The sequence below is a fragment of the Hyphomonas sp. genome (assembly GCF_036964145.1).
Classification (GTDB): domain Bacteria; phylum Pseudomonadota; class Alphaproteobacteria; order Caulobacterales; family Hyphomonadaceae; genus Hyphomonas.
On sequence record NZ_JBALUC010000001.1, the window covers coordinates 1,009,932 to 1,036,440 of the forward strand.

Genomic DNA, 26,509 nt, shown 5'->3' on the forward strand with positions numbered 1-26,509 from the left:
CAGTTTCAGAGCACGGCGCATTCAAAGTTGATGCCTTTATCGTCGAAGCGACGGTGTCCGATATCCAATCCGCTATCGTGCAGGGGAAGACAACTTGTGTCGAGGTCGTATCTGCGTATCAGGATCGGATACAGGTATTCGACAAAGCGAGCGGATTGAACGCTATTACTGTGCTCAATCCGGACGCATTGGATGAGGCGGCAATTCTTGATGAACGGATTTCACGGGGCGAACTGATAGGCCCGGTGTTTAGCGGACCACTGCTCGTGAAGGACAACATCGACACTGTCGGACTCGAGACGACGGGAGGGTCATCGATGCTGAAAGGTCACCCGTCCTCGCGTGACGCATTCATTATTGAACAACTTAGTGCCCGGGGGGCTATCATTATTGCTAAGACAAACATGGCGGAATGGGCCTTCAGTCCGAGACAGACCCTGAGTTGCTCATTTGGCCGTACAGCCAATGCGTATGCACTGGACCGTGTGCCGGCTGGTTCCAGCGGGGGAACGGCTTCGGGTATCGCGGCGAGTTTCGCGGTTCTCGGCATTGGAACTGATACTGGAAATTCGATTCGTGGGCCAGCGTCGCATCTGTCGTTATTCGGGTTACGCCCAACACTTGGGCTCGTCAGTCGAATGGGAATTGTCCCACTTGTCTTCGATCGCGATATAGCCGGACCTCTCACGCGTACGGTCGCCGACGGCGCGAGATTGCTTACCGCCATGGCTGCTGTCGATTCCGCGGATTCCTATTCGCTCGATCCTGGACGCCCCACCGGAGTTGATTATCTAGAAGCAGTAGACCCGGAAGGGTTGACGGGGCGCAGAATCGGTGTCCTGCGCGCCCTCGTCAAACCGGAGGATACTGATCCGGAGATTCTCTCCCTGTTCAACGCCGCTCTGCGGGATATGGAAAAGGCCGGAGCAGTGATCGTCGATCCGGTCGCCATCGACAACTTCACAGCACATCAAGAGGCCGACAATTTCTGCCCTCGCTTTGGGTATGACTTGCAGGTCTACCTTTCCGCCAGGTTCGGCGGGATGTTCCGTTCAACTTGGCCGACATTCTGGCATTGGGAGCATATGGCAAGGATCCGCGGGTTCGGGATTCACTTGAATACTTCGCGGATTTCCCTGCAAATGAGCCACCACGTGACTGGAGTCCACCCTGTCCCGACCTTGATCAGCATCCAGGCCGCCAGGCTTTCCGCAAGGATGTCGTTGCCGCGCTTGATGCTGCACAGCTCGACGCAATTGTCTATCCAACCTGGCTTCAGCCGCCCGCTCCCATTGCTTGGGCCAACGAAGCCTATGGCGGCGACAACAGTCAGAAGGTTTCTCCTGCGACTGGACTGTCTTCCGCAACCGTTCCGATGGGCTGGCAAACAGACGGGCTCCCCATGGGCATTCAATTCCTGGCTCGTCCTTGGGCTGAAGATGTTTTGCTTGCCTTGAGCGCAGGCTATGAAGCTAAGACATTGCATCGTCAGCCGCCGAAGGGGTATCCGGCCCTTACGCGCGATGCTGTCAGGACAAGCGATTGATCTATGCGTCCTTCAAACAACATACGCTTTTTCCAATTGAAGAATGTCGCCTGACTGATCCCCGCCTTGCGGCAGATCTCCGCCGCAGGAATCCCGGCTTCACCCTGCTTGATGATGAACGCCTTTTGCGCGTCCGTGAACTTCGATGCTCGCATCGTGTCGTCTCCACCCAGCCAGGTTCCAGAATACCGGAAACTCTAACCCAAAACGATCCAGTTTGTTGGGAGCAGAGCAGGATTGTCATTACTATTCATCGTCCTAACAAGTCTTTTGTGGCTATGTGTTTTCTCAGAAGTTCAGGCTTTGGCCGTTGCCCTGAAGGGCTCATTGCGGGAAAGCATGGCTCAAAAGATCCGGGCTGCTTTGTTGGCAGTTACAACAGTTGCAAATCTTGCGGGTTTTTTCTGGAGTATGCTGACTACCCACGGACCCGCCATTTCAGGATGGGCCTTGTCGGCTGCCGAGTTCGAAGTGGCAGGACAATGAAGCCGCAGGGCGTCTACATTCCTTGGGGTACATCAATTATTCTCTCGACGCTATCGCGAGAGACTTTATTGTAATTGGTGAACGCGTAGCAGGTGGGAGGACGCGGCCGCACATAGTCGGCGCTTCGCTTGCAGGCTTGCAGCCATCATTACTGCGGGCATGCTTGCTGCATGGACAAGAACATACTCACCATCCCCGGGGACGCGAAATACGACCCCAATCACAAAATCATGTGCTAAGGCCCAGCATGCGACCCGGGAGGACTTCACTCGTGGTCAGTAACCGGACAAAGCGGCGTATCGATCCTTAAGCCAAGTCGTCGAGCCGAAGCTCGCCTCGAGCACGCGTGCGCGCTTCAGGTAAAAGCCGACGTCATATTCGTCGGTCATGCCGATGCCGCCATGGAGCTGTATGCCCTGGTTGCTGATCGCGTGCAGTACGCGATTTGCCTCGGCCTTGGTGATGGTCGCTGCACGCGCGACTCCAAAACCGCTGTCGACTGCCTGTAAGCCCGCCTCGACCGCGGAGCGCATCTGCGCGAGGTCGGCGAACAGATCCGCCATGCGATGTTGCAGCGCCTGGAAAGTGGCGAGCACCTGATTAAACTGCACGCGCTGCTTCAGATAGTCGAGGGTCGTGTCGAACACAGCTTGCGCCATGCCGAGCATTTCGGCAGCGGAAAGCACGCGCGCCCGGTCGAGCACGTCGCCAAGCAGACTGTCGCCTCCGCCCTCGAGCTTCTCGGCGGCAGCGCCAGCGAATTGGATATCGGCGTGGCTGCGCTGATCGGTGAGCTTGCGCGTGGTCAGTGAAACGCCATCGCCCTTTTCGACCAGGTATAGGCCGTCTTTGGCTGCGACCACGAAGAGGCTGGCACCATGCGCCTCGTGCACGAATGCCTTCTTGCCGGTCAACTTGCCGCCCGAAAAGCTGGTCTCGATTGCGGAGGGATCGCAATGAGTTCCTTCCTCGACAGCCAGCGTTGCCACGGTTTCGCCGCTGGCAAGCCTGGGAAGCCATTTGGCCTTCTGCTCGTCGCTTCCGCCGAGCAGAATTGCGCTCGCCGCGATGGTTGTGGCCACCAGCGGACTTGCGGTGAGCGTTTTGCCGAGTTCCTCGACCACGAGGCCGGCCGACAAGAAACCGAAATCTGATCCACCATGGGCCTCGGGAATGATGATCCCGGCCCAGCCCATTTCGGCCATCGCGGCATAGGCGTCAGCGTTGTAGGCCTGCGGTTGGCCTGCTGCGCGGACTTTGCGGAACTCCGCCACCGGGCTTTCCTTAGTCGCCCAGTCGCGCGCCATGTTGCGCAGCATTTCCTGTTCTTCGCTGAGAACTGCCATTGTCCTTGCTCCCGTCGCTTACTGGTGGTCGAGCATGCCAAGCACCCGCTTGGCAATGATGTTGTTCTGGACTTCGGTCGAACCGCCATAGATCGTCGCTGCCTTGCCGAAGAGCCAGCCGCGCACATCCTCAAGTTCGTCATCGCCAAACTCGTCGCCTTCCCAGCCGAGGCCCTGAAGGCCGCGGATTTCGATCAGCAACTCGCTGCGGTCCTGGGCCAGCTTGGTGCCGAGCTTTTTCAGAACCGAACTGATCTCTGAAACGCCGCCTTGCGCTTTGCTTTCCTCGACCGCACGATGCGCGGTGAGCAGGAAGCTGTTCCAGCGGATCTCAAGATCGGCGATCTTGTCGCGCAGGACCTTGTTGACGAGCGCGCCATCACCGCCGGTTTCGCAGTATTTCTTGGCGATATCGCCAAGGCTCTGGCCCATCATGCCGGCGAGGCGCCCTCCGCCCGAAATGTTCGTGCGCTCGTGCTGAAGCAGGCGCTTGCCGATAGTCCAGCCCTGGCCTTCCTTGCCCACGAGATTTTCCTTCGGCACCTTCACATCGGTGAAGAAGGTCTCGCAGAACGGGCTGGTTCCGCTGATCATTGTGATCGGGCGGACTTCAACGCCTGGTGCGTCCATGTCGATCAGCATGAAGCTGATACCTTTGTGTTTGTCTGACCGGTCGGTGCGGACGATGGCAAAGCACTTGTCAGCCCACTGGCCACCGCTGGTCCAGGTCTTCTGGCCGTTAATGAGGTAGTGATCACCCTTGTCGACCGCGAAGGTCTGCAGGTTTGCGAGGTCTGATCCGGCATTCGGCTCCGAGTAGCCCTGGCACCAGCGAATTTCGCCACGGCAGATTGGCGGGATATGCTCCAGCTTCTGCCTTTCGTCGCCGTATTCGAGCAGGGTCGGGCCGAACATCATCACACCCATTCCGCCGATCGGATTGTAGGAGCCGACCTTGGTGAACTCATGCTCGATGATCCTGGCCTGGCCTTTGGTCAGTCCGCCCCCGCCATATTCCTTGGGCCAGGCTGGTGTACCCCAACCACGCCCGCCCACGGCTTCTCGCCATTTCTTCTGGACAGGGTTCTCGTCGGTCGGACCGTCGAGCCCGGCCATCATATTGCCCGTGCCCCTTAGTTCGTCAGGGAAATTGGTGGCGAGGAATTGCCGCACTTCGGTGCGAAATGCGTCTTCGCTCGTCTGGACATTGGATTCTAGTTGTGTTGGCACGGAAACCTCCGTTCAAAAATCAAATTCGTGGCACCCCTCGCGGCCGACAAGGGCGCGCTCTGGCTGGTCAGTACTGCTGCGCAGGAACGTGCAAAACCAAACCTTCCATCGCAGCTTCCATGGGTATCTGGCAGGCGAGGCGACTGTATTCGCTGGCCCCTTCTGCAAATTGCAGGAGTTCGGCCTCCGCTTCGCCTTCCTTCAGGCGACCAACCTTGTCGATCCAGGTTGGGTCGACATGGACATGACAGGTCGCACAGGCGCAGGCCCCGCCACAATCGCCGTCGATGCCCGGCACGCCGTTGAAAAGCGCCGCTTCGCGCGCTGTTTCGCCCTCAGCAATTTCGACTTCCCGCCGCGTTCCATCGCTGGATACGAACGTCACTTTGACCATCATAAACTCCGTATTTCTGCCTTAGTAAATCAGCGGGCGTGCAGCCGCACCGGCAGCTTGGTGATCCCACGCACAAGGGTTGAATACAGGCGCTCGGGTTCGCCGGTCACTTCGACCTTGGCGAATCGCTTGTGAATCTCTTCCCAGATGATCCGCAACTGCAGTTCTGCCAGCCTGTTGCCCATGCAGCGATGGATGCCATAGCCGAATGACAGGTGATGGCGCGGATTCTTGCGGTCAATGATGAACCGGTCGGCCTGGTCGATAACCGTTTCGTCGCGGTTGCCCGACAGGTACCACATCACGACCTTGTCGCCCTTCTTGATCTGTTTGCCGCCGATCTCCCAATCCTGAAGCGCAGTGCGGCGCATGTGAGTCAGCGGCGTTTGCCAGCGGATGATTTCCGGCACCATGCTGGCAATCAACGATGGGTCGTCATTCAGTTTGCGATATTCGGTGGGGTTCTGATTGAGGGCGAGCACACCGCCGCTGATTGAATTGCGCGTGGTGTCATTGCCACCCACGATCAGCAGCAGGAGGTTGCCCAGAAATTCGAGGAAAGGCATATCCTTTGTCGCGGGGGAATGCGCCATTATGGAAATCAGGTCGTTCCTCGGCGGTTCATTGACGCGCTGATCCCACAGGCCCTTGAAATACATCGCGCACTCGATGAGCTCTTCGCGCCTCGCTTCGTACGATGCGACGATGCCGGTTTCAGGAGCAGCGGTGGTGACATCGGACCAGCGGGTGAGCTTGCGGCGTTCTTCCCACGGAAAATCGAACAGGGTGGCAAGGGTCATCGTGGTCAATTCGATCGAGACCTTGTCAACCCAATCAAATTCCTCGCCGATCGGTAGATCATCGAGAATCTGACACGCTCGTTCGCGGATTGTCGGTTCGAGCAACAGCAAGTTGGACGGCGCCACAGCGGGGGTGACGGCCTTGCGTTGCTGGTCGTGCTTTGGAGGATCCATGGCGATGAACATTTCAAGTTCGAGCGCGCCTTCCACACTATGCATGTCCTGGATGGCGATACCGCCGAGCTTTGCCTCCGATGAAAAGACTTTGTGGTTGGTATCGACGGCCATGATGTCGTCGAACTTGGTGATCGACCAGAAGGGTCCGACATGGCTTTCACGGCAGTAATGGACTGGCTCCTCCTTGCGCAGCCGGTCGAAGAACAGGCCGATCGTGTCCTGCTGAAAAAGGCTCGGCCGAGAGACATCGATTTCGTCGATCGGGATGGCCGCGATTTTTTCGGCAGTATCCAGCTCCATCGTGTCGATGCTCATGTCTTGTCCTCCATGTCTAGCAAGCAGACTCACCTCGTTTGCGGATAGGTAGGGAATTTGCAGGCCGAAGTCAATAAAGCTTATAAGGATTATTGCAAAATCCGGTCAAACAGTATATTTCATAAGAAAGCTCTGGACATCTAGACATATCGTCTGATGAACCCTTATAAGACTTTATCAGAGGAGCGATTCCCGGAGATGCAACCGAAGGTCGATGATTCCAGGAAAGCCAAGCGTGCGCTCACGCTTGCGCAAGACATTGTACGCGATATCGAAGCCGGGGCGCATGTTGCGGGCGACAGGTTGGCGCGCGAGGACGAAATGCTTGCGCGATACGATGTCGCTCGAGCGACTTTGCGCGAAGCGCTCCGCTTCCTTGAGCTTCAGGGCGTAATCCATCTTCAACTGGGCCGTAGTGGCGGCCCGGTGGTCGCGCGCCCCCAGGCCGGCGATTTTGCGAATAGTCTTTCTCTCATCCTGCAATTCATGGAAGCAGACCTCAGGGGCTTGCTCGAATTGCGCGAAGCCATAGCGCCGGATGTTGCAGCCTATGCCGCTCAGCGCGCGACGACGGGTGATCTGAGCGCACTTGCCGATTGCCTCAAAGAGCTGGAGCGAAACGAAGCCAGCAGCCAGTTCGAGGAACTGAATCGCCGTTTTCACGATATGCTGGGCTGGGCCAGCGGCAATCCGCTTTTCGGCCTTCTGACTTCCGCGTTGCACATGCTTACCCGCGAATTTTCGCTCTCGCTGGGGTATTCGGCGCAAGAGCGTGCGGTCCAGTTGCGCTTCTTGCGCCGCGTCCTTGAAGCTGTGCGCAAGGGCGATGCCGAAGGAGCTCGGCAGGCGATGGCTCGTCTCGTGGCGGGCTCCGCCTCCTATCTCGCAGAAAGAAGCCCTGAGCTTGTGTCCCAGAAGGTCAAGTGGGGGTCGACGTAAAAAACAGGTGCCCGTGGATGGCGCAATTTGGAGAAGGTAACACGATGGCACTCAAGAGCCACATTTGCGAAATTCTCGGGATCGAGTACCCGATCCTTCTGGCCGGGATGGGCGGGGCCAGTGTCCCCGCGCTCGCGGCTGCAGTATCGAATGCGGGGGGGCTTGGCGTTCTTGGCGCTGCGGCCTGCTCGCCGGACCAGTTGCGTAGCTGGATCCGCCAGACCCGCGAGCTGACCGACAAGCCGTTTGGGGTCGATACCCTTCTGCCTGCCTCCGTCAGGCGCGGTTCGGCCCCGCAAAGCGGCGCCGTGCCCGAAAACCCGATGGCATTGCTCGGCGAATACCAGCAGTTCACCCGCGATTTCATGGAACGCGAGGATCTGCCCGAAGTAGATGCCGCAATGGCCATGCGCGCGGCTGGCGCGCCGGAAATGGGCAAGGGCGGGCCGCAGTTGTTCTCGCGGGAGTTTTTCGAGGCGCAGATGGAAGTTGTAATCGAGGAAAAGGTGCCAGTCTATGCCGCCGGCCTCGGCAATCCCGGGCCGTGGATGGACCGCCTTCATTCGAATGGCACCAAGGTCATGGCGGTGATCGGCAAGGTCAAACATGCCCAACAGGTGGTCGATTCCGGTATCGACATGATTGTTGCGCAAGGTCACGATGGCGGCGGACACAACTCCCCGATCGGAACCTTCTCGCTGATTCCGCAAGTGGTCGATGCGGTGGGGGACCGGGTTCCAGTGATCGGAGCGGGTGGAATCTCCGATGGCCGCGGAGTCGCCGCAGCGATGATGCTGGGCGCTCTGGGCGCGTGGGTCGGCACGGCGTTTCTGGCAACCGATGAAGCAGGTATCGAACGGTTCCAGAAGGAAGCAATAACCGACGGCGGCGATGCAGATACCATCGTCAGCCGCTCGTTGACCGGCAAGCCCGCGCGCATGATCCGCAACAAATGGGCCGATGCCTGGGTTGCGGCGGGCAAGGAGCCGCTTCCCATGCCTTACCAGTCGATGATTTCAGGGCCGGTCATGGCTTCGGGCATCAAGGCTCAGCGCAAGGATATCATGCCCGGCTTCGCGGGGCAGGGAATCGGTCTGATCCATTCGATCCGTCCAGCGGCAGAGGTCATGCGCGATCTTGTCGACGGGGCCGAAAGGGCGCTGGCTGATGCCAGATTCTATTCCTGAATTCCGGCAAGACGGGGACGCGGTATGAACGCTTCACAGACCTTATCCTTTGCCGACAAGGCCGCCATAACCGGTGTGGGCGAAACCGTATTCGTGAAGGGCACCGAACGGACTGCAGTGGACATGATGCTGGAAGCCTCGCGCCGCGCCATCGCGGATGCCGGCCTGAAACCTTCCGATATCGACGGCATGGTGCCGCCGCCGATTTATACGACCTCGGAGGAAATGGCCGCCAATCTCGGCATTGATGTGCTGCGTTATGCGGCCACCGTTCACATGGGTGGCGCCAGCCCGACGACGGCGCTGCAGAACGCTGCGATGGCGATTGCCAGCGGGCTTTGCGATCACGTGCTGGTCACGCTCGGTTGGAACGGCTACTCCGCCCTCAGGTCCAAGCCGGGTGCCCCGCCCACTCGGGCGATGAACATGAACACGCTGACCAATACCATCCAGGGCTATTACATCCCCTATGGTGTGTTCCTGCCGGTGCAGATGTATGCTTGGCTGGCGACCCGCCACTCGAAACTTTACGGCGTGGGTGCGGATGCGATGGCGGCCGTCGCGCTGGCCTGCCGTCGTCACGCGCAGTTGAATCCGCGCGCCTTTACCTATGGGCGCGCACTCGACGCGGAAACCTATCATTCAGCGCGCTGGATATCCGAGCCGTTCCGCCTTTACGATTGCTGCCTTGAAACCGATGGGGCCTGCGCGGTTGTCATATCGCGAATGGATCGGGCCAGGGATATGCCCCATGTGCCCGTCAGCATCGCCGGTGCCGCGGAGGGCCACCCCTATCCCGCCGACGACATCCCGTCGCGGCCCGATCCCTTCAAGATCGGCCTTAGCTATGCCGCCTCGCGCGCTTTCGATATGGCTGGCGTCAAGCGCGAAGACATGGATTTCCTGCAGATCTACGATTGCTTTACCTATGTCGTCTTACTGCAACTGGAAGCGATGGGGTATTGCGAACCAGGCGGACAGGCCGAATTCGTCGCCAACGGCCAGATTGAGCTGGGTGGCCGCTTTCCGATCAACACCCATGGCGGCTTGCTCAGTGAGGCGCATGTCTGGGGCCTCAACCACGTGGTCGAGGCAGTGCGTCAGCTTCGTCACGACTGCGGCGAGCGCCAGGTGCCGGGAGCCCAGACCGGCCTCGTGACCGGTTGGGGCGACCTCGGCGACGGCAGCATCGCCATTCTCAGGAGGTTTGCATGAGCAGAGAAAGCGATCTGCCCCCCCAAATGCGGCCGTCCGCGCAGATGGTGCCACCCAAGCCGCGACCGCGCCCGCAAGACCCGGTTGAGCAGGAATTCTGGAATCGGTGTCAGGACGGCCATCTCTATTTCCAGTGTTGCGGCGATTGCGGCACCTTCCGCCACCTGCCGCGCTATATGTGCGCAAAGTGTGGCTCACCGGAATTTTCGTGGGAGCGCAGCAGCGGGAAGGGTACGCTTTTTTCCTGGACCGTCACCCACCAGGCCCTGCACCCGGCGTTTGCCGCCGACATCCCCTTCGTGGCTGCGGTGGTTGAACTGGAAGAGGGCGTACGCATGGCCACTCGCCTGATCGAATGTGACCGCGACAGCCTCAAGCTCGACCTTCCCCTGGAATTGAAATTCGAACCGATCGGGGACGACTTCCGCCTGCCAGTTTTCCGTCCCCGCAAAGAATAGAAGCGACATGGATCTCGATTACGGACCCGAATACGACGCGTTCCGCAAACAGGTGCGCGATTTCATCGAAGCGCATGGCCATCTTGCGCCACCGTCTGCGGCTCGGGCGGCCCGCCCCTCATCCAAAGCTGTCCAATGGCAAAAACTGCTGATCGAGCAAGGGTACGCAGCCCGCACGATCCCGGCGGAGTACGGCGGTTACGGAGCCGAGCCGGACATCCTCAAATCGCGCATTATCTCCGAAGAGTTTTCACGGGCCGGGGTGCCGGGCGGGCTCGCGAACCAAGGTATCTCGATGCTCGTCCCGACTTTGCTCGAACTCGGCACCGAGGAGCAGAAGCATCGCTGGATCGAACCCACGTTGAAAGGCGAGGTCGTCTGGTGCCAAGGCTATTCCGAACCCGGTGCCGGGTCGGACCTCGCCAATCTCAAGACCAGCGCCCACATCGAGAACGGCGAATTTGTTGTCAATGGCCAGAAGATTTGGACCAGCACCGCCAAGCAGGCCGACATGAGCTTCTGCTTGGTCAGGACCGAACCTGACGCGCCCAAGCATGGCGGCATTTCCTACCTGATCTTTTCGATGGACGCGCCGGGCATCGAGGTTCGCCCCTTGAAGACGATGACCGGTCATGCCGAATTCAACGAAGTGTTCTTTACCGATGTCCGGGTCCCCATACACCAGATCGTCGGCCAGCGGGGCCAGGGCTGGTTCGTGGCGAACGCAACTCTTGGCCATGAGCGCGGAATGCTGGGCGATCCCGACGCGCTTGAAAACCGGCTACAGGCACTGATCGCGCTGATGCAGGAAGAGCGTTTGGGCCAGGGTCGCGCGATCGACAATCCGGTAGTGCGCGATCGGCTGGTGGCACTTCAGGCCGAAGTGGCGGCGATGAAATACAATGGGATGCGGATCCTTTCGAACAGCCTCAGGGGTGAGCCGGGCGGCATGGCGAAACTGATCGTCAAGTTGCAAAGCTGCGAACTCGCTCACCAGATATCCGCGCTGGCAATCGACGCCATGGGCGAACTGGGCATTCTCTATCACCACAGCCCGCGTGAGCGGGAAGGGGGGGCGTGGCAATGGAACTATATGTTCCAGCTCGGTCTCATCATCGGCGGCGGCACCGCCCAGATCCAGAAGAACATCATCGCTGAACGTGGCCTCGAAATGCCGCGCGAACCGAAGCTGGCGAAGGTTTCGGATACGGCGAAAGCAACCGCAGACATGCCGCGTCACAAACAGGGATCAGCCTAATGGATTTCGGACTTTCTCAGGACCAGCAGATGCTGCGCGATGCGGTTGCGCGGTGTCTTGCGGATACCTGCCCGCTCGATCATGTCCGCGAATGTGCCGAGCGTGACAATCCGCTTAGCGACAAAGTGCTCCGCGCCGTCCAGAACCTGGGAATTCCCGGGATGCTGGTACCGGAAGAGCATGGCGGCCTCGGCATGCCCCTTCTCGACGCTGCCATAGTTGCGGAACAGCTCGCCTATGCGGTCGCGCCAGTACCTTTTCTCGCCAGTCATGTTCTGGCGCCTATCACGCTGAGCGAGGCAGGCAGCGAGGAGCAAAAGGCCCACTGGCTGCCAAAGATCGCGAGCGGCGAGGCGCGCATCGGTGTCGCGATTTCCGAGACAATCGAGGTGCGCGACGGCGCGGGGGTTTCCTCTGCTGCCGGGAAGCTCAACGGCACCGCCCTGTTCGCACTCGATTTCGAAGGAGCCGATGCCTTCATCGTCGCTGATTCCGGTGGCAGGCTGCACCTTGTCGGTGCCAAGGCGTCGGGCCTGAAGGCTATCGCGCTGACGACCATCGATCGGACGCGCAGCGTCGGGGAATTGCGGTTTGACGGGGCCGAAGCGGAACCACTGGCTGATGATGGGGGAGCTACAGTGGCCCGGCTGCGCGCTGCGGGGCGTGTGATCCTCGCCGCCGACAGTCTTGGCGCAGGTCAGGCCATGATCGAAAAGGCTGTCGATTATGCTGGCCAGCGCGAACAGTTTGGTCGCCTTATCGGCAGTTTCCAGGCCGTAAAGCACATGTGCGCCGAGATGGCCGCGCGGCATGAACCGTGCCGTTCGCTCGTCTGGTACGCCGCCCACGCCTTTGACGCAGTTCCGAAAGAGGCATCGCTCGTCGCCTGCCACGCGAAATCAAACACCGGCGAAGTCCATCGCTTTGTCGCCCGCACTTCCACCGAAGTGCATGGGGGGATGGGATTCACGGACCTGATCGGTCTGCATTACTGGTTCAAACGCATTGGATTCGACCGGCAGGTGCTTGGAGGACCCGAAACGGTGCGGGCCGAGGCGGCAGCACTGCAAGGCTGGATCAAGGCCGCGTAACACACTCATTGCGGGGGCCTGCGAGACTGGCTGCCCCGTCCGGAAGGGAGAAGGAACATGATCGACTGGAACCTCGGTGACATTCTCGACGCAGTCGAGCCCGCCATGCCTCAGGACGCTCCGGCGCTGATACACGGCGACCGGATCGTCACTTGGCCCGAAATGTCCGCGCGCTCGAATAATATCGCGCGCGCGTTGCGTCAACGCGGAGCGTGCGATGGTGCCAAGGTGGCCTTCTACATGCGCAACCGCCCCGAATATGGCGAGCTGATGGCGGCTTGTTTTAAGGGGCGCTTGACCCATGTGAACATCAATTACCGCTACCGCGCCGAAGAAGTTTTCTACATTTTCCAAGATTCTGACAGCGAAGTGATTGTTTACAGTTCGGAGTTTCGCGAATGTATCGTCGAACTCAAGGATAGGCTCGGGAAGGTTCACACTTTCGTCGAAATTGGCGACCCTTCCGAAATCGCGTCTTTTGCGAGTCCCTATGAGACGCTGGCGGGAAAAGGGGACGGATCGGCGCTCGGCATCGAACGCTCACCCGACGATTTGCTCTTCATCTATACCGGCGGCACGACCGGGATGCCGAAAGGCGTGATGTGGCGGCACGACGACATGCGCAGGGCCCAGCTGGACGCGCAGAAGTTACTGGGCCCGGTTCCGCAGACGCTGGAAGAAAATGTTGCGCTGATCGAGAAAGAGGGGCCCGGCAGGCGCACTCTCTCCTCCTGCCCGCTCATGCACGGGACGGGCTTCATCACCGCGATAGGTGCGCTCATGTCGGGCGGCGCGATCGTCACGCTGACGGCCCCTTCCTTCGAAGCTTCAGAATTGTGGGAAACGGTCGAAAAGCACCAGGTGGAAAGCATCGCAATTGTGGGCGACGCCTTTGCTAAGCCAATGCTTCGCGCGCTCGAAGAAAGCGCGGGGCGCTGGGATACCAGGAGCCTCGTCTCCATCATGTCGTCCGGCGTGATGTGGAGCAAGGAGATTAAGGCCGGTCTATGCAAGCACATTCCCCAGGTCGTGCTGATGGATAGTTTCGGCGCCTCCGAAGGGCTCGGCTTCGGCCTCTCCGTCACGACTGCACAGGGCGGTACGAACACCGCGAAATTCGGGATTGGCGAATTCTGCGATGTCTTCGACGAAAACGATCAGAAAGTCGAACCAGGAAGCGGCGTGCCTGGCTTTATCGCCCGCAAGGGGGCCATCCCCATGGGATACTACAAAGATCCCGAAAAATCCGCCAAGACATTCCGCACAATCGATGGCGTGCGTTATTCGATTCCGGGGGACTGGTGCCGGGTAGAGGCCGATGGAAGCCTTACCCTGCTAGGCCGCGGCAGCGTATGCATCAACACTGCTGGCGAGAAGGTATACCCAGAAGAAGTCGAGGAAGTGCTCAAGACCCATCCCGCCATCGGTGAAGCGCTGGTCGTAGGTGTAACGGACGAAAAATGGGGCCAGGCCGTCACCGCCGTCGTCCACCTCAACCACGACGTCCCGTTCGACGAGCAAGCCGTCAAGGACCATGTGCGCGATCAGCTGGCAGGATACAAAACGCCCAAGGCCATACATCCGACGGAAAAACCCCTGCGTGCATCCAACGGCAAGGCCGACTATGCAACGGCGAAAGCAATCGCCGAACGTTTGACGGTTGCATCGTGAGCAATCGGGTTTCTCCCGATTACGACGCTGTAATCGTCGGTGCCGGCTTCAGCGGGATCTACCTGCTCCACAAGTTGCGTGACGCTGGGTTCAACGTGTTGCTGGTGGATGCTGCGGCCCAGCCCGGCGGCATCTGGTACTGGAATTGCTATCCAGGCGCACGAGTGGATTCACAGGTTCCGCTTTACGAGTTCTCGATACCTGAAGTGTGGAAATCATGGGCCTGGAGCGAGCGATTTCCCGGTTGGGAAGAGCTCAGAGCGTATTTCCGGCATGTTTGCGATACGCTCGACCTGTGGCCCATGATGCGCTTGGGGTCAGGGGTCAGAGGCGCGCACTACGAGAAGGAGACGAAGCAATGGCGTCTGCAACTCGACAGCGACAAAACTGTTTCGACACGGTTCCTGTTGCCCGCTCTTGGTTTCGCATCAAAGCCGTATGTCCCCAATTTTCCCGGCCTTGAGGATTTCGAAGGCCAATGGTTTCACACGGCGCGCTGGCCGCAGCAGGGTGTCGATCTCAGCGGACGTAAGGTTGCCTTGATCGGCACCGGTGCAAGCGGTGTGCAAGTCGCGCAAGAAGCGGCCAAGTCCGCATCGAAGCTGACCCTCTATCAAAGAACACCAATCCTGGCGCTGCCTATGCAGCAGAAGAAGCTTTCGGAAGAAGACCAGGAACGGGACAAGAAGGGCTATGCTGCTATCTTCGAAACGCGCAAGCAGACGAGCGGAGGGTTCGAATGCCAATCGCTAGACGTATCGGCGCTCGAAGTTGACGAGAAAGCGCGCACCGCGCACTTTGAAGATCTGTGGCAACAGGGTGGCCTCAGGTTCTGGTATCACAATTTCGCCGACCTGCTTATCAATCTCGAAGCTAACCGCCACGCCTATGATTTCTGGCGCGACAAGGTTCGCGCAAGGATTGTCAACCCCAACCTTGTTGAGCTGCTCGCGCCTTCCGAACCGCCGCATCCATTCGGCACGAAGAGACCTTCGCTCGAGCAGGGATACTACGAGATTTTCGCGCAGGAGAATGTCGCGCTGGTCGATCTCAAGGCAACTCCGATCATCCGGGTCAAGCCGCACGCGATCGAGACCGATGACGGCGAGATGGAATGCGACCTCATCGTTTTCGCCACCGGCTTCGATGCCGGGCGCGGCGGGCTGATCGATATGAACATCACGGGGACGAACAGCCTATCACTTTCCCATGCGTGGGAAGACAGAGTACGCGCCTATCTGGGCATGGCAGTAGCGGGTTTTCCCAATATGCTGTTCGCATACGGGCCACTCAGCCCGTCGGGTTTCTCAAACGGCCCGACCAGCGCAGAGATACAGGGTGACTGGATCTGCGACTTTCTGGTCTGGATGCGGGAAAATGGTGTCGATCTTTTCGAAGCCGATCCGGCAGCTGAAACGGGCTGGACCGAAATGGTTGCTCAAACTGGCGCAATGACACTCTTTCCCGAAGCCAATTCTTGGTACATGGGCGCAAATATCCCGGGCAGGAAGCGTCAACTGATCAATTTTCCGAGCGTGTCTGGATATGTCGCACTCTGCGAAAACGTAGCGAACGAGGGATATCGCGGCTTCATGATCGACCAACCCACCAACAACGAACAGATGAGGAAATGAATATTTTGACCAAAGTTAGAGATTATCCCGAAGATATTAATCCTGTCTGGGCAGGCGATGGTTCGCATCTGCCGGAATGGTTTGTGTCGGCCCTGATGGTGCCGCGCGAAGAAGGCTATGTAGAGATCGACAGCGCTAAAGCGCACTACTTTCGTTGGGGCGACCGGGCTAAGCCGAAAGTGCTTATGACACATGGCTTTCTCTCCCACGCCCGTTGCTTTGCCTTCATCGCTCCGTTTCTCGCGGAAGATTACGACGTGGTGGCGTTCGATCTCGCCGGCATGGGCGACACGGAGATGCGCGGGCAAGCCGATCCCGCGGCAAGGGGGCGAGAGTTTGATGAGATTGCCGAGGCACTCGATCTGTTTGCAGATGGCCACAAACCCACCATCATCGCGCACAGTTTCGGTGCTGGCGCAGCGCTCACTGCCGTGGCGCAGTCGCCCGATCGGTTTTCCGGTGTTGTGATTTGCGATCTGATGGTCATGCGAGCCGAGCACTTGGAGCAATACTGGAACCATCGCCGCTCCAGCCCGGGATCAGGTGATCCTGACAAGCCTAAGCGGTGCTATATGAGCTATGAAGAGGCGCGTGAAAGATACATCCTATCCCCGCCCCAACCGGTCGGCGAGCCGTTCCTCCTAGATTACATGGCGTATCATTCTATGCGGCGCGACGGAGACGATTGGACATGGAAATTCTCACCCGAGGTATTCCGACGCAGCAATAAGGCGGAGGACTGGCTCACTATCGGCCAGCGACTTGTGAATGCGCCGGGTCGCAAGGTCATCGTTCATGGCGGAAAGAGTCAGCTCTTTACCAGGGACTCGGCTAACTACATCCGCGAGCTGGGGGGCGGTGACATTCCGATAGTCGCCGTACCTGAGGCGCGCCACCATTTAATGCTCGACCAACCATTGGCTTTCGTGACCGCACTCCTGAGCATCCTGCACCTCTGGGAGAATAAGGAGACCGGCCCCTCATGCCGCTGAACAAAGCTTCGAAGCGCCATGTATCAGGTTGGCTCAACTCATGACGAACAGATTCTTCTGGATGGATAACTCACCTGTTCTCCAAGTCTCGAAGACCCAGAGTTCAAGCGTTCATGAAGTAGTCCCCCACGTACTTGACGCTGAAAAGCCACAACCGCGTCAGTGAATACATCACCACGGTCTTCCACGATGAATTTGCGTGCCCCGGCGACATCGGCAAGATGCGCATTCGACGCAGACGCCCTTAGGAAGGCGGTTCAGATGATTACGTCGCAGGATCCTGTAAACACCTGCTACAGACACCTTGATCTCATGGTAGCGGGCCAGGTACCAAACGATCCGCTCCGGACCGAGATGATAGGTTTTGCGCAAATACAGAACCTTGTCCTCGACCTCCTTGGGCGTTTTATTGGGATGATTGTGCGGCCCTGATCGCTTCGGAACAAGCCCAGCTTCGCCCGACTGTTCAAACGCCTTCTTCCATCGATAAAAACTCGCCCGACCGATCCCAAAGTATCGGCAGGTCTTGCTAACATCTCCGATCTGCTTGGCGTAATCCAGAACTTTCAATTTTCGCCGGACCTCTCGATCTTCGTCAGTAATATAAGGCACTTTTCTTCACTCCTATCGAGTTGCAAAAAGTGTCTCACTGAATCGTTCATGTCTACAAGAGCTCCATGGCGCGCGATGCTATCGAAGAACTCTGGGACCTGTTTTGCGACCTGGATCGTAGGATTGCTTCTTTTGACAAGAAGATCGCTAAGGTTTTCAAGGAGAGCCCAACCTGCCAACGGATCGTCAGGATCAAGGGCGTTGGACCGAAGACGGCAACGGCGATTGTTGCCGCTATCGGCGATGGTAAGGAGTTCCGGAATGGCAGGCATTTGGCCGCCTGGCTTGGGCTCGTGCCGCGCCAGCATTCCAGCGGAGACAAACGAACTATGCTGAGCATTTCCAAGCGTGGCAGCCAGCACCTGAGAACTCTACTCGTACATGGCGCCAGGGCAGTGGTCCGGACTGCCCCCAACAAGACAGACCCGCTCATCAAATGGGTCAACGAACTTCGGGAGCGACGCGGCTACAACCGGGCAACGGTTGCCGTTGCTAACAAGAATGCGGGGATTATCTGGGCCGTGCTTCGAACCGGTGAACCTTACCGCGCCTGCGCCTGAAGACTTCAATGCCGATTGCAAGATGACGAGGAAATGGACTGCCGGGATCGAACCGGTGCGCAACGAGCCTGACTTTTATCGCGGCCTTTGAGGCCTACCAGCTGTAGAGGCGTGCGCATGCGGATACCCCATTTGGGCGCTCTGACCGAGAGGCCAGCTGACGCCGGATAGATGTTTGCAACGGATCTATGCAGCCAATTCAACGTTTCACTTGCAACAGGAGAGCCGTCCATAGAGGTAAAAGGTTTGCTGAGAGATCCCGGCCTTCCGGCAAGCCTCCTCAACCTTCGTGCCTTCCTCCGTCAGGCGCAGAATGAACGCGATCTGCGCATCCGTAAATTTTGACTTCCTCATCTGTCATCCTCGCTCCGCAGCACATCATGCTAAACGAGAATTTTCCCAAATCGAATGGTTCAGTTTTACGGAAGCAGGTCAGGCTCTTTTTTACCGCTTTTGACGTCGTGCTTGCTGCAGAATGATCGATGCACGTGACGCCTCGCGCTTGTCCAACTGCCTGGTGACCTGTTGTTTGGAGAATATCGGACACGTCATTCACCAAGTCATTTCTCATAGCCGCTATCAGACAAGCTTTTGCGTAATTGTCGGGCGTCGCAGCAGTGTCCAAATTGAATACGCTAGACCCGGCTGTTTTGGGTGGCGAAATACTATTCGGTCCGGCCATCTTGTATTAACTCTTATTCCTTCATTCGTTGCTCGACGAAGTCGGCGACATTCATATTCAATGTGGTCTGCCCCCACGAAAGTGGTCCATTATTTGAGTTAGTTCCGGCTTCAGATGAAGTGCTTGGCTCTGGTGGTCCGGCCTTGGTGTTAAAATCCAGCAGCGATTTTGACCTTGCCACCATGGCATAGGCCGGCGTTGCGGGCAAACTCGGCGGGAGATTGCCCATTGTGAGCCATGTGAGGTCGGCTCTCATTGTAGTCGCGTCGCCACGCCTCGATCAGCCGCTTTGCCTCGGCCAGGGAGGCGAACCAGTTGATGTTCAGGCACTCGTCCCGGAGCGATCCATTGAAGGACTCGATGTGTGCATTGTCCGTTGGGGTGCCGGGGCGTGAGAAGTCCATTTTGACCTTGTGATGATACGCCCAAAGATCAACAATATGACCGGTGAACTCGGCGCCATTGTCGGTAAAAAGCGCCTTCGGGGCGCCGCGTAAATAGACCAGCCGGTTCAGGATCCTGGCCACATCGTCGCCCCTCAGGCGTGATCCGACTTCTATCGCCAGGCACTCGCGGGAGTAAACATCAATCACTGTCAGTAAGCGGATCTTTGCGCCGGAGGACAGCTGGTCATGGGCGAAGTCCAGGCTCCATGCCTGGTTCAGTCCTGAGGGCTGACAGCGCGCTTGCCGATGAACCGCCATCTTCCGCCTGCGGGGCCGTTTTGCCCGCAAACACAGGCCTTCTTCACGGTAAAGCCGATAGACGATGTGCTTGCCAACCTGCCAGCCCTCACGCTTCAGCATGATATGGACGCGCCGATAGCCGAACCGGATCCGGGTCGCCACAATCTCATGCATGCGCTGGCGCAGCTCGGTCAGCGGATCCGTCCGGAGCGGCTTGCGTTGCGTTGAGCGATGTTGGCGCGTCAGACTGCAGGCCTTTCGCTGGCTGTAGCCGTGCGTCTGCGTCACGTAATCAACAACCTGTTTCATGAGCGATGGCCGCGGAACTTTTTTGAAAGCACGTCCTGAAGGACCGCCTTGTCCAAGCTGAGCTCGGCGACCGTGATCGTATACGATCACCTTCAGCCGCGTGTTCTCGTCGAGAACCTGCTTCAGCTCGCGGACCTGTTCGGACTCAAGGCCACCATACTTCTTCTTCCATCGATAATACGTCTGCTCGGTGATGCCCATCTGGCGGACCAAGTCGGCCACAGGCATCCCCATCTCAGCCTGCTTGAGAGCCGATACGATCTGTTCTGTGGAATAGCGCTTCTTCTTCATATCGAACTTCCTCCTTCAGGAAATCCGCTGGAAAACTAACACACTTGCCGGACCACTTTTACCCGGTCACGTCACATCAAACGGCGCCCGCACGATCGTATCTGTGAGCATTTGGTTTGCGGTTTCCACTTCCGTCTGCCTGAGACGCAAATTGGCTTTCGCCACTAATAGTCCGGTTTTGGCGTCATCAAAGACCACCTCGGCAACCACACCTTCGGGAGCGAGCGGCGCGTACCGGTTCACGAGCGTTTGGGCGCGGTCAACTTCAGCCGCAGCAACATCTTGCATAGCTTCAGCCTCGAGAAGCCTCCGTTCAAAATCAACTTGACGCGTGCGAAAAAGCGGATCGCCCTTACTGACGCGGTCTCCGACACGCACGAAGATTCGGTCGACGACCCCTTCTGCCAACGCGCCAATATCGCTGGTCTGTTTGGCAGCAATCGTCCCAGAAGCTATCAGAGGTTCGACCAACATGGTCGTTTCTGCGGATACAATTTCAACCAAAACGAGCGCCGTCTCGGCTTCAGACATCAAATCGTCTGCCGGCGCGGCAACCTGGACTTCAGGCTCCGTCTCTCGGCAACCCAGGAGCAGAACAGGCATAAAGCAGAGCGCAATCACCGGACGGATCATCATGAACGCCTTGGCATCTGATAAGCACCGCGTCCGCTCGAAAGCAGGGCTCCGTCTGCGTTCATAACCGAGGCTTCGGCGACTGAGAGCGTCGAGCCCAGACGGACAATCTTTCCCGTCGCAATAAGTGTTCCAGGTGTTGCAGGCTTGTGAAAATCAACCCTCAAGTCTGCGGTCGCGATTGGCATATTTCCTGCGGCCAGCAAGGCATAAAAGCCCGTCAGATCGATGAGCGCAGCGAGAACACCGCCGTGCGCAGATTGTGTGCGTGGATTGGAGACAACTTCGTCCCGCCAAGGCATTTCCAGCATGATCGTTCCGGTGTCCAGACTTACGGCGTTGAGTCCAAGCCAACGGTGAAACGGAGCCGCATCAAGCGCAGTCTGCACCTGGTCGAGAGTAAGCGATGAGGTATTCATGTAGGGGTTTCCTCTCGTATCTGACGCAGGAAGGACGCAACAGCTTCGGTAAACACATCATTCCGGTCTCCCGCCACCATGTGTCGCGCTCCGGCAACGTCGGTGAAGTGAGCTTGCGGAGCCAGTGATCGAAATGCCGTGACCGAGTCTTCCGAAACCAACTCGCTCATGCGGCCACGAATGAGATGAAGCGGTACGCGAATGTCTCGTACCGCTTGCTCCAAATCACCTGTGCGGGCAATAGCAGAGCGCCGCATTACGCCGGTGATGAAGGCGGGGTCCCAGTGCCATCTCCAGCGACCGTCATTATCTTGCCGCAAATTCTTGCGCAGCCCTTCCATATCTTTCGGCCGGGGACGATTCGGTAAATAGGTGGCAATCACATCGGCGGCCTGCTCTAGCGAGTCAAAGCCTTCTTCAATGTGAGCGCCCATAAACTCGACAACCTTGGCCACACCGGCGGCGTCCATATTCGGCGCAATGTCGACGAGTGTAACAGACGCAAATGCATTTCTTGACAGCACGCCCGCAGCAACGATGGCTGCAAGTCCTCCAAGCGAAGCACCGACGATGTGCGGCCGCCCGCCCCCACCTGCCACGCGTTCACCAACTTCAATAAGGTCTCTCGCTATGGCTTCGAGCGAATAATCTCCGTCAGCGGCCCAATCGCTTTCACCATGTCCGCGAAGATCCAACGCAATTGAGCGATACCCTTCAAATGCGAGCGCTTTGGCTGCGCCCCTCCAGGCGTGGCGGGTTTGCCCTCCACCATGCGCAAAAATTATCGGGGGTGCGGCAGGATCACCGAACGAACTCTGCGCCAGTTTCAGTCTATTTGCGTGAAGATACCCATCACTGTTGCTCAATATGTGTCTCCACTTTAGATATTTGTAAGTTTCCTATTATTAAGTTGCCTTACTATTTTTGTAAACGGAGAATTCGATGGCGGTTTCCACACGATCGCACGGGACAGATATCAAAGAGGATCCAAGGATTGATTTCAGTTTCCTTCTTGGCGAGGTCACCCGCCTTTTGCGCGGAGCGTTCGATCATGAAATGGAAACCATTGGTCTGACACGATCGCAATGGCATGTACTTGTTTATGTTCTGAAAATGGATGGTCCGACGCAGACTGCACTTGCAGAAGCGCTCGATATTGCGCGTCCATCAGTTGGAGCACTCATAGATCAGCTCGAGAACTCGGGCTATGTCTCGCGTGAGCGTGATGCCCATGACCGGCGCGTCTGGCGGATCGTGCCAACCCAGTTGGCCAGCCAGCGCGCGGAAGCCTTTGCGCAGTCTGCCGAACGCGTTGCGACGCAAGTCTTTGCTTCCATAGAAGACCGAGATCTATCGGCGGCCATGGCTTTGCTCTCAACCCTCCGCGAGAACCTGATCTCTCCAACTCCCGATCGACTGGAAAAAGACGGGAATTGCTAGCGCGGATCGTGAGCCAAGTATCAAGTCTGGGTATCCGCGCTTTTCAAGTAACCCCAAAACGGGCTGCGAAAACTTCTTTTTCCACTCAGATTGTGCTGAAAAGTCAAAAATCGCAGTTCACACCGTATACGGATCGTTATAAGTCACTGTATGGCTCAACAAAATTCTTCGAGAAATGTTCAAAATTAGTAATTTTCGATCTTGGGGACTTTTTCAACACAATCACTCACAAAGAGAATGTTGGTTCGCCTTTAGGCGTCACCCCACAAGTTGACCTGGCGCATTGTCTCAATCTGCGATTACGGATATTATTCACAGAATTATCCCAGCACCAATAAGCCCGGAACTGTCTGCATTCATAGTGGTATTCACCAAGAATGCAGACAAGGCCCTGAACACCAGCGAACAACTCCGGCATTCGGCGGCAGAACGACGACCTGAATCGTCTTAAGCAAAGTCAGCGAAGCACCTAACGGTATTTCGCTGACTTTCAAATGTTAAACGACCCTACCTGGCCGCCTCAAGGTCAGTTACGCTTATATCAACGTCAGAAACGAAGACGGGCGGTTGCCCCGAAGGTCAGAGGTGGCGACAGGAACGCTCCAACAGCGGTTCCAGGCGCTGTTTGCGTGGCAGCATCGCCCTGGAGGGGCGTATCGAAAGCCAGCTCGTAATAGTCCTCGTCAAACAGGTTCTGCGCCCAAACCTCGAGCTCGAACGGTGAGTTGTCGCTGTAAAACCCCATTCTCGCATTGACCACGACCAAGTCGTCAGCTTCCTTGAGCGGATCGAGGTTCGAGCCTGTATTGTACCGTGAAGTGTACCGGCTCGAGACATTGAATCTCGTATCCCAGTCACTGACAAAAGTGGTCTCATATGTAGCTGCCAACGTACCTGACCAGCGGGGGGCAAATGAAATCGTGCTTCCTGGCAAACGCGGGGGCGCAAAAAAGTCCACTGCTTCAAAATCGTCGTACTGCGTTTCAGCATAAACGAGCCCCCCCTGAAGTGTCAGTCCTTCAAGCTTTTCAGGCAGATATCGGAAATCAAACTCTGCGCCCTTTGAAATCACAGCGGGAACAGATGTCACGATAAAGCTCGTTCCGGTGAATGTGTTTAGCTGAAAGTCATTATATTCCTGATAGAAAACGGCGCCGTTGAAGAACAAACTATTTGCTGCGTTATTGCTTTTGAAGCCGACCTCATAGGCATCCACGGTTTCAGGATCAAAGCCGGTGTCAAGGTTAGGCTGGAACGGCGCTGGATCTGCGGGTCCGAACTGACTGCGATCCAAATTGAAGCCCCCCGCCTTGTAACCACGGGAGTAAGATGCGTACGACATCAGATTTTCACTGAAGCGATATGAGCCCTTTACTGTACCGGACAGATCCTCGTCTGAACGATCTTGAGAGGAGCTAACACCGACGAAGTTGTCGTTCACCCAAGGCAGACAAAGGGTTGGGGTTAATCCATTTGCGGCCCCGAATACAGCGAGGGCGGTGGAGCAACTGCCCTCATTTCCATCGAAATCAGAGTCCAGCGTTTTCTCATCGACCGTATAACGAAGGCCAACGGTCAGATCGAACTGGTCAGTGAAGCTAAACGTATTATTGGTGAAAATGGCATATGTATCAGCTTCCTGCTTATAAACATCCTCGGTCGCTTTGGCTTCACCTGTGTAGATGGAGCCGGGCAGCGCAGTGAGATCAAACGCTCCACCGCTCGCACCGAGCAGCAATTGCTGAAAGTAGAAAAAGTAATCATTGCCGTAAGTGATGAAATCTGTGCGATCAAGAGTCTCATTGGCATAGAAGACCCCCACCTGCCAGTCGATACTGTCGGTCGCACCTGCGAGCCGTAACTCCTGGCTGAATGTAGCAAAAGCATCCATGGTGGATTCGTCATCGCGATACCATAGATCGGCCGCGCTGAAATCCATGTCTTGACCCGAGCCATTTTCCCAGTCGCGATAGGACGTGATGGACGTTAACTCACCGAATCCGGTCTGCCACTCGATATTGGCTGACACGCCCCAATCTTCGGTCGTCTGCGTGGCGTCTCGGTTCGCAAAGGCGACACGATCGAACGGATCGACAGGGAAAGCAGCGGCACTGTCACCGCCAGCCAACAGGGTAATCAGCGGGCCTCTGGCTGGGTCCACCGCGATATAGTCACCCATGCAACAATCTTCCTCCCGGTCAGTATAGTCCGCCGAAAGAAGGATTTCGAGGTCGCTTGATGGTTCAATAAGAAGCTGGCCTCGGAACGAGTAGAAGTCATACTGACTTGTTTCGTTTTCGGTACGTGGTCCATTGCCTGTCTTTACGTCGAGAAGTCCGCCGCGTTCCTCATAGACCCCAAAAAGGCGACCGCTCACAGTTTCAGAAAGTGGCCCGGTAACTTCTGCAGAGGTGCGAAGGAAGCCTTCGTTGCCGATCCCGAGCTCGAAGATAGACTCAAGCTCGTCAGACGGTTTCTTGGTAATGATATTTATAACGCCCGCAGAAGTCGACTTGCCAAACAAGGTTCCCTGCGGTCCCTTCAGTACCTCGATTCGTTCGATTTCGCCGAGATCGCCAAAGGAAACGCCATTCCTGGCGCGCGGAACCCCATCGATAACGACGCCGACGGAACTTTCGAGGCCAGGATTGTCTCCTACCGTGCCAATGCCGCGAATACGCGCCGTCGTATTTGCTTGCTTTGACGACGAAGTCACAAGCAGGCCGGGCGTAACGACTGTCAGATCCTTGATATCCTTAACGCCCGCATCACTGAGAAGTTCACCGGACAAAGCCGTCACAACGATCGGCACATCTTGCAGACTTTGCTCGCGCTTTTGCGCCGTAACTGTAATTGCGCCCAGACGACGTGTGGTCTCTGCGTTTTCGGTTGTCGATGTAGTACCCTGCTCGTCCACTTCAACTTGTGCATGAGCACCTGCGGCGAGCAGCAATGCCGCCAAAGATACCGAAGCAGTTGTCTTAGACAGCGTGTTAAAATAATGCACCTAGTTTCCTCCTGATGTCTGTGCAGGATTGTATGGAACGATACATTATTCTTTGTAAACATTGCTTTCTACTCACTGCCGGAGATCGTCGAAGGGTGATGCAAATTTACAATAGATCTAAACGCCAGACCGGGCGCGCTTCAGTCGGCTCAATCCAGGAGCAATCTCATTGACACATGTTTATAAAGGCTCAGACTTGAGACTCAGTTGGTTCCGCACTCGAATGGAAAGTCTGTCGTTACTGTGCTCTGAGATCCAAGTTCGACCACTACCGGCTAGAATTTTCCGGCCTGTTCACATTGGTGGACTGTTGACGCCAGCGTGATTGATCAGAACTGTCGGGAATATGTTCGCGATTGCACTGCTTGCCGTATTGTAGCTTTACACCAAGACTCCAGCTTTTCGGGGGGGGGCGTCTGGCAGACCTATGAACCAGTTCGCGGACAGGCGCTCGGCTCGCAGGCGTCCATTGAACGCGTTGTCGATCGGCTTCCCGAGCTTCGAGAGACACCAAGCTCATTCCGCGCTTGAGACTAGTTTTTCAAGATATCGACGGAAATTTCTAAGATCTTTCTCGTTGAAATCCGCAAATATCTCAGCGGCCGCATGTCTTCCAGCCCGATCAATTACGGACTGCCGGGAGATTGCCAATCTAGAGGGTACAACCCGCCACACGCGACGATCCTCGCTGTCCGCGATCCGGTTCACATATCCGCGTCGCTCCAACTGGTCTATCAGAGACCCGACAGAAGCTCGCCCCAGCTCCAGTATCTCGGCCAACTCAGTTTGCGTAGGGTTAGAAAGCCGAAAAACATACAGAATCGCTCTCCATTGAGCCCGCGTGAGTTCCAAAGATGCCATATCCGCATCGAATCGTTGCCGAAGCCCGCGTGCAACACGGTTTATCAGAAACGCCAGCTCAACTCGCTCATCGTGCAAGAAATCATTGTCAACAAAACTCTGATTTTTCTCTTGGGGCATTCCAACTAGATCTCGTCATAGAGTAAAAAGTTCACTCTTACTTTGTTCAGTCCGATACTCAACCGATATATTCAGAGCCTGATCCAAAAAGAGTTGTGTGATTTCAGCGGCTTGTGATTCTCTGTGGTTGCGAAGCTACGGAGAGCCACA

23 protein-coding genes and 3 pseudogenes are annotated in these 26,509 nt (G+C 57.0%); 13 read left to right on the forward strand and 13 right to left on the reverse strand.

Annotation, left to right across the window (positions count from 1 at the left end; translation table 11 throughout):
• Nucleotides 1–77 precede the first annotated feature (77 nt).
• Both V7660_RS17225 and V7660_RS17230 read left to right on the forward strand, forming a co-directional pair.
• Nucleotides 78–902 (forward strand): annotated as a pseudogene (locus V7660_RS17225) (amidase); the annotation flags it as partial.
• A 173-nt stretch (nucleotides 903–1,075) separates the two neighbouring features.
• Entirely contained in the window at nucleotides 1,076–1,546 is a 471-nt protein-coding gene (locus V7660_RS17230; protein ID WP_442910026.1) for an amidase family protein, read from the forward strand.
• Here V7660_RS17230 and V7660_RS04980 read toward each other — a convergent pair.
• The 5 genes from V7660_RS04980 to V7660_RS05000 form a co-directional block, all read right to left on the reverse strand.
• Complete coding sequence (locus V7660_RS04980; protein ID WP_335602020.1) at nucleotides 1,489–1,701, reverse strand: transposase; 213 nt, start codon at nucleotides 1,699–1,701, stop codon at nucleotides 1,489–1,491. The two genes, V7660_RS17230 and V7660_RS04980, sit on opposite strands and share 58 nt — an antisense overlap.
• 606 nt (nucleotides 1,702–2,307) lie before the next feature.
• Nucleotides 2,308–3,378: an acyl-CoA dehydrogenase family protein gene (locus tag V7660_RS04985; protein WP_335602021.1), complete on the reverse strand. Its 1,071-nt coding sequence runs from the start codon at nucleotides 3,376–3,378 to the stop codon at nucleotides 2,308–2,310.
• An 18-nt stretch (nucleotides 3,379–3,396) separates the two neighbouring features.
• Nucleotides 3,397–4,608: an acyl-CoA dehydrogenase family protein gene (locus V7660_RS04990; RefSeq protein WP_335602022.1), complete on the reverse strand. Its 1,212-nt coding sequence runs from the start codon at nucleotides 4,606–4,608 to the stop codon at nucleotides 3,397–3,399.
• 67 nt (nucleotides 4,609–4,675) lie between these two features.
• The gene (locus V7660_RS04995; protein ID WP_034827898.1) at nucleotides 4,676–5,002 is read right to left on the reverse strand and encodes a 2Fe-2S iron-sulfur cluster-binding protein; all 327 of its coding nucleotides are present in this window, start codon (nucleotides 5,000–5,002) and stop codon (nucleotides 4,676–4,678) included.
• A gap of 29 nt (nucleotides 5,003–5,031) precedes the next feature.
• Nucleotides 5,032–6,294 (reverse strand): cytochrome P450, encoded by a 1,263-nt coding sequence (locus V7660_RS05000; protein ID WP_335602023.1) that lies wholly within the window; start codon nucleotides 6,292–6,294, stop codon nucleotides 5,032–5,034.
• Nucleotides 6,295–6,492: 198 nt separating this feature from the next.
• On the opposite strand from V7660_RS05000, the gene V7660_RS05005 reads away from it, so the two are divergent.
• The 9 genes from V7660_RS05005 to V7660_RS05045 are packed head-to-tail and all read left to right on the forward strand — an operon-like array spanning nucleotide 6,493 to nucleotide 16,739.
• Nucleotides 6,493–7,233 carry a FadR/GntR family transcriptional regulator gene (locus tag V7660_RS05005; protein WP_335602024.1) on the forward strand — a complete coding sequence of 247 codons (741 nt, stop codon included), beginning with the start codon at nucleotides 6,493–6,495 and terminating at the stop codon, nucleotides 7,231–7,233.
• A gap of 44 nt (nucleotides 7,234–7,277) precedes the next feature.
• Nucleotides 7,278–8,420 (forward strand): NAD(P)H-dependent flavin oxidoreductase, encoded by a 1,143-nt coding sequence (locus tag V7660_RS05010; RefSeq protein WP_335602025.1) that lies wholly within the window; start codon nucleotides 7,278–7,280, stop codon nucleotides 8,418–8,420.
• Nucleotides 8,421–8,444: 24 nt separating this feature from the next.
• Complete coding sequence (locus V7660_RS05015; RefSeq protein WP_335602026.1) at nucleotides 8,445–9,635, forward strand: thiolase C-terminal domain-containing protein; 1,191 nt, start codon at nucleotides 8,445–8,447, stop codon at nucleotides 9,633–9,635.
• The gene (locus V7660_RS05020; protein WP_335602027.1) at nucleotides 9,632–10,093 is read left to right on the forward strand and encodes a Zn-ribbon domain-containing OB-fold protein; all 462 of its coding nucleotides are present in this window, start codon (nucleotides 9,632–9,634) and stop codon (nucleotides 10,091–10,093) included. The genes V7660_RS05015 and V7660_RS05020 overlap by 4 nt, the downstream gene beginning before the upstream one ends.
• Nucleotides 10,094–10,100: 7 nt before the next feature.
• Nucleotides 10,101–11,351, forward strand: a complete 1,251-nt coding sequence (locus V7660_RS05025; protein ID WP_335602028.1) for an acyl-CoA dehydrogenase family protein — start codon at nucleotides 10,101–10,103, stop codon at nucleotides 11,349–11,351.
• A complete protein-coding gene (locus V7660_RS05030; protein ID WP_335602029.1) occupies nucleotides 11,351–12,442 on the forward strand; it encodes an acyl-CoA dehydrogenase family protein in 1,092 nt (363 codons plus the stop codon). Before V7660_RS05025 ends, V7660_RS05030 begins: the two co-directional genes overlap by 1 nt.
• A 57-nt stretch (nucleotides 12,443–12,499) precedes the next feature.
• Nucleotides 12,500–14,113: an acyl-CoA synthetase gene (locus tag V7660_RS05035; protein WP_335602030.1), complete on the forward strand. Its 1,614-nt coding sequence runs from the start codon at nucleotides 12,500–12,502 to the stop codon at nucleotides 14,111–14,113.
• Entirely contained in the window at nucleotides 14,110–15,747 is a 1,638-nt protein-coding gene (locus V7660_RS05040; protein WP_335602031.1) for a flavin-containing monooxygenase, read from the forward strand. Before V7660_RS05035 ends, V7660_RS05040 begins: the two co-directional genes overlap by 4 nt.
• On the forward strand, nucleotides 15,744–16,739 hold the full coding sequence (locus V7660_RS05045) for an alpha/beta fold hydrolase (RefSeq protein WP_335602032.1): 996 nt from the start codon (nucleotides 15,744–15,746) through the stop codon (nucleotides 16,737–16,739). The genes V7660_RS05040 and V7660_RS05045 overlap by 4 nt, the downstream gene beginning before the upstream one ends.
• A gap of 240 nt (nucleotides 16,740–16,979) precedes the next feature.
• Here the strand turns inward: V7660_RS05045 and V7660_RS05055 are convergent.
• A pseudogene (locus V7660_RS05055) lies at nucleotides 16,980–17,342 on the reverse strand (helix-turn-helix domain-containing protein); the annotation flags it as partial.
• Between the two features lie 68 nt (nucleotides 17,343–17,410).
• On the opposite strand from V7660_RS05055, the pseudogene V7660_RS05060 reads away from it, so the two are divergent.
• Nucleotides 17,411–17,911: pseudogene (locus V7660_RS05060) on the forward strand (IS110 family transposase); the annotation flags it as partial.
• A 207-nt stretch (nucleotides 17,912–18,118) separates the two neighbouring features.
• On the opposite strand, the gene V7660_RS05065 reads toward V7660_RS05060, so the two are convergent.
• The 5 genes from V7660_RS05065 to V7660_RS05085 form a co-directional block, all read right to left on the reverse strand.
• Nucleotides 18,119–18,265, reverse strand: coding sequence for a transposase (locus V7660_RS05065; protein ID WP_413839070.1), 147 nt, complete (start codon nucleotides 18,263–18,265; stop codon nucleotides 18,119–18,121).
• Nucleotides 18,266–18,742: 477 nt separating this feature from the next.
• Nucleotides 18,743–19,879 (reverse strand): IS3 family transposase, encoded by a 1,137-nt coding sequence (locus V7660_RS05070; RefSeq protein WP_335602034.1) that lies wholly within the window; start codon nucleotides 19,877–19,879, stop codon nucleotides 18,743–18,745.
• A gap of 66 nt (nucleotides 19,880–19,945) precedes the next feature.
• On the reverse strand, nucleotides 19,946–20,512 hold the full coding sequence (locus V7660_RS05075; RefSeq protein ID WP_335602035.1) for an efflux RND transporter periplasmic adaptor subunit: 567 nt from the start codon (nucleotides 20,510–20,512) through the stop codon (nucleotides 19,946–19,948).
• Complete coding sequence (locus V7660_RS05080) at nucleotides 20,512–20,931, reverse strand: PaaI family thioesterase (RefSeq protein ID WP_335602036.1); 420 nt, start codon at nucleotides 20,929–20,931, stop codon at nucleotides 20,512–20,514. Before V7660_RS05080 ends, V7660_RS05075 begins: the two co-directional genes overlap by 1 nt.
• Nucleotides 20,928–21,797: an alpha/beta fold hydrolase gene (locus tag V7660_RS05085; RefSeq protein WP_335602037.1), complete on the reverse strand. Its 870-nt coding sequence runs from the start codon at nucleotides 21,795–21,797 to the stop codon at nucleotides 20,928–20,930. The genes V7660_RS05080 and V7660_RS05085 overlap by 4 nt, the downstream gene beginning before the upstream one ends.
• 76 nt (nucleotides 21,798–21,873) lie before the next feature.
• Between V7660_RS05085 and V7660_RS05090 the strand changes: the two genes are divergently transcribed.
• Nucleotides 21,874–22,371, forward strand: a complete 498-nt coding sequence (locus V7660_RS05090) for a MarR family winged helix-turn-helix transcriptional regulator (RefSeq protein ID WP_335602038.1) — start codon at nucleotides 21,874–21,876, stop codon at nucleotides 22,369–22,371.
• Between the two features lie 547 nt (nucleotides 22,372–22,918).
• Here V7660_RS05090 and V7660_RS05095 read toward each other — a convergent pair.
• The gene (locus V7660_RS05095; RefSeq protein ID WP_335602039.1) at nucleotides 22,919–25,378 is read right to left on the reverse strand and encodes a TonB-dependent receptor; all 2,460 of its coding nucleotides are present in this window, start codon (nucleotides 25,376–25,378) and stop codon (nucleotides 22,919–22,921) included.
• 516 nt (nucleotides 25,379–25,894) lie between these two features.
• Nucleotides 25,895–26,359, reverse strand: a complete 465-nt coding sequence (locus V7660_RS17235; RefSeq protein WP_348211727.1) for a MarR family winged helix-turn-helix transcriptional regulator — start codon at nucleotides 26,357–26,359, stop codon at nucleotides 25,895–25,897.
• Between the last annotated feature and the right edge of the window lie 150 nt (nucleotides 26,360–26,509).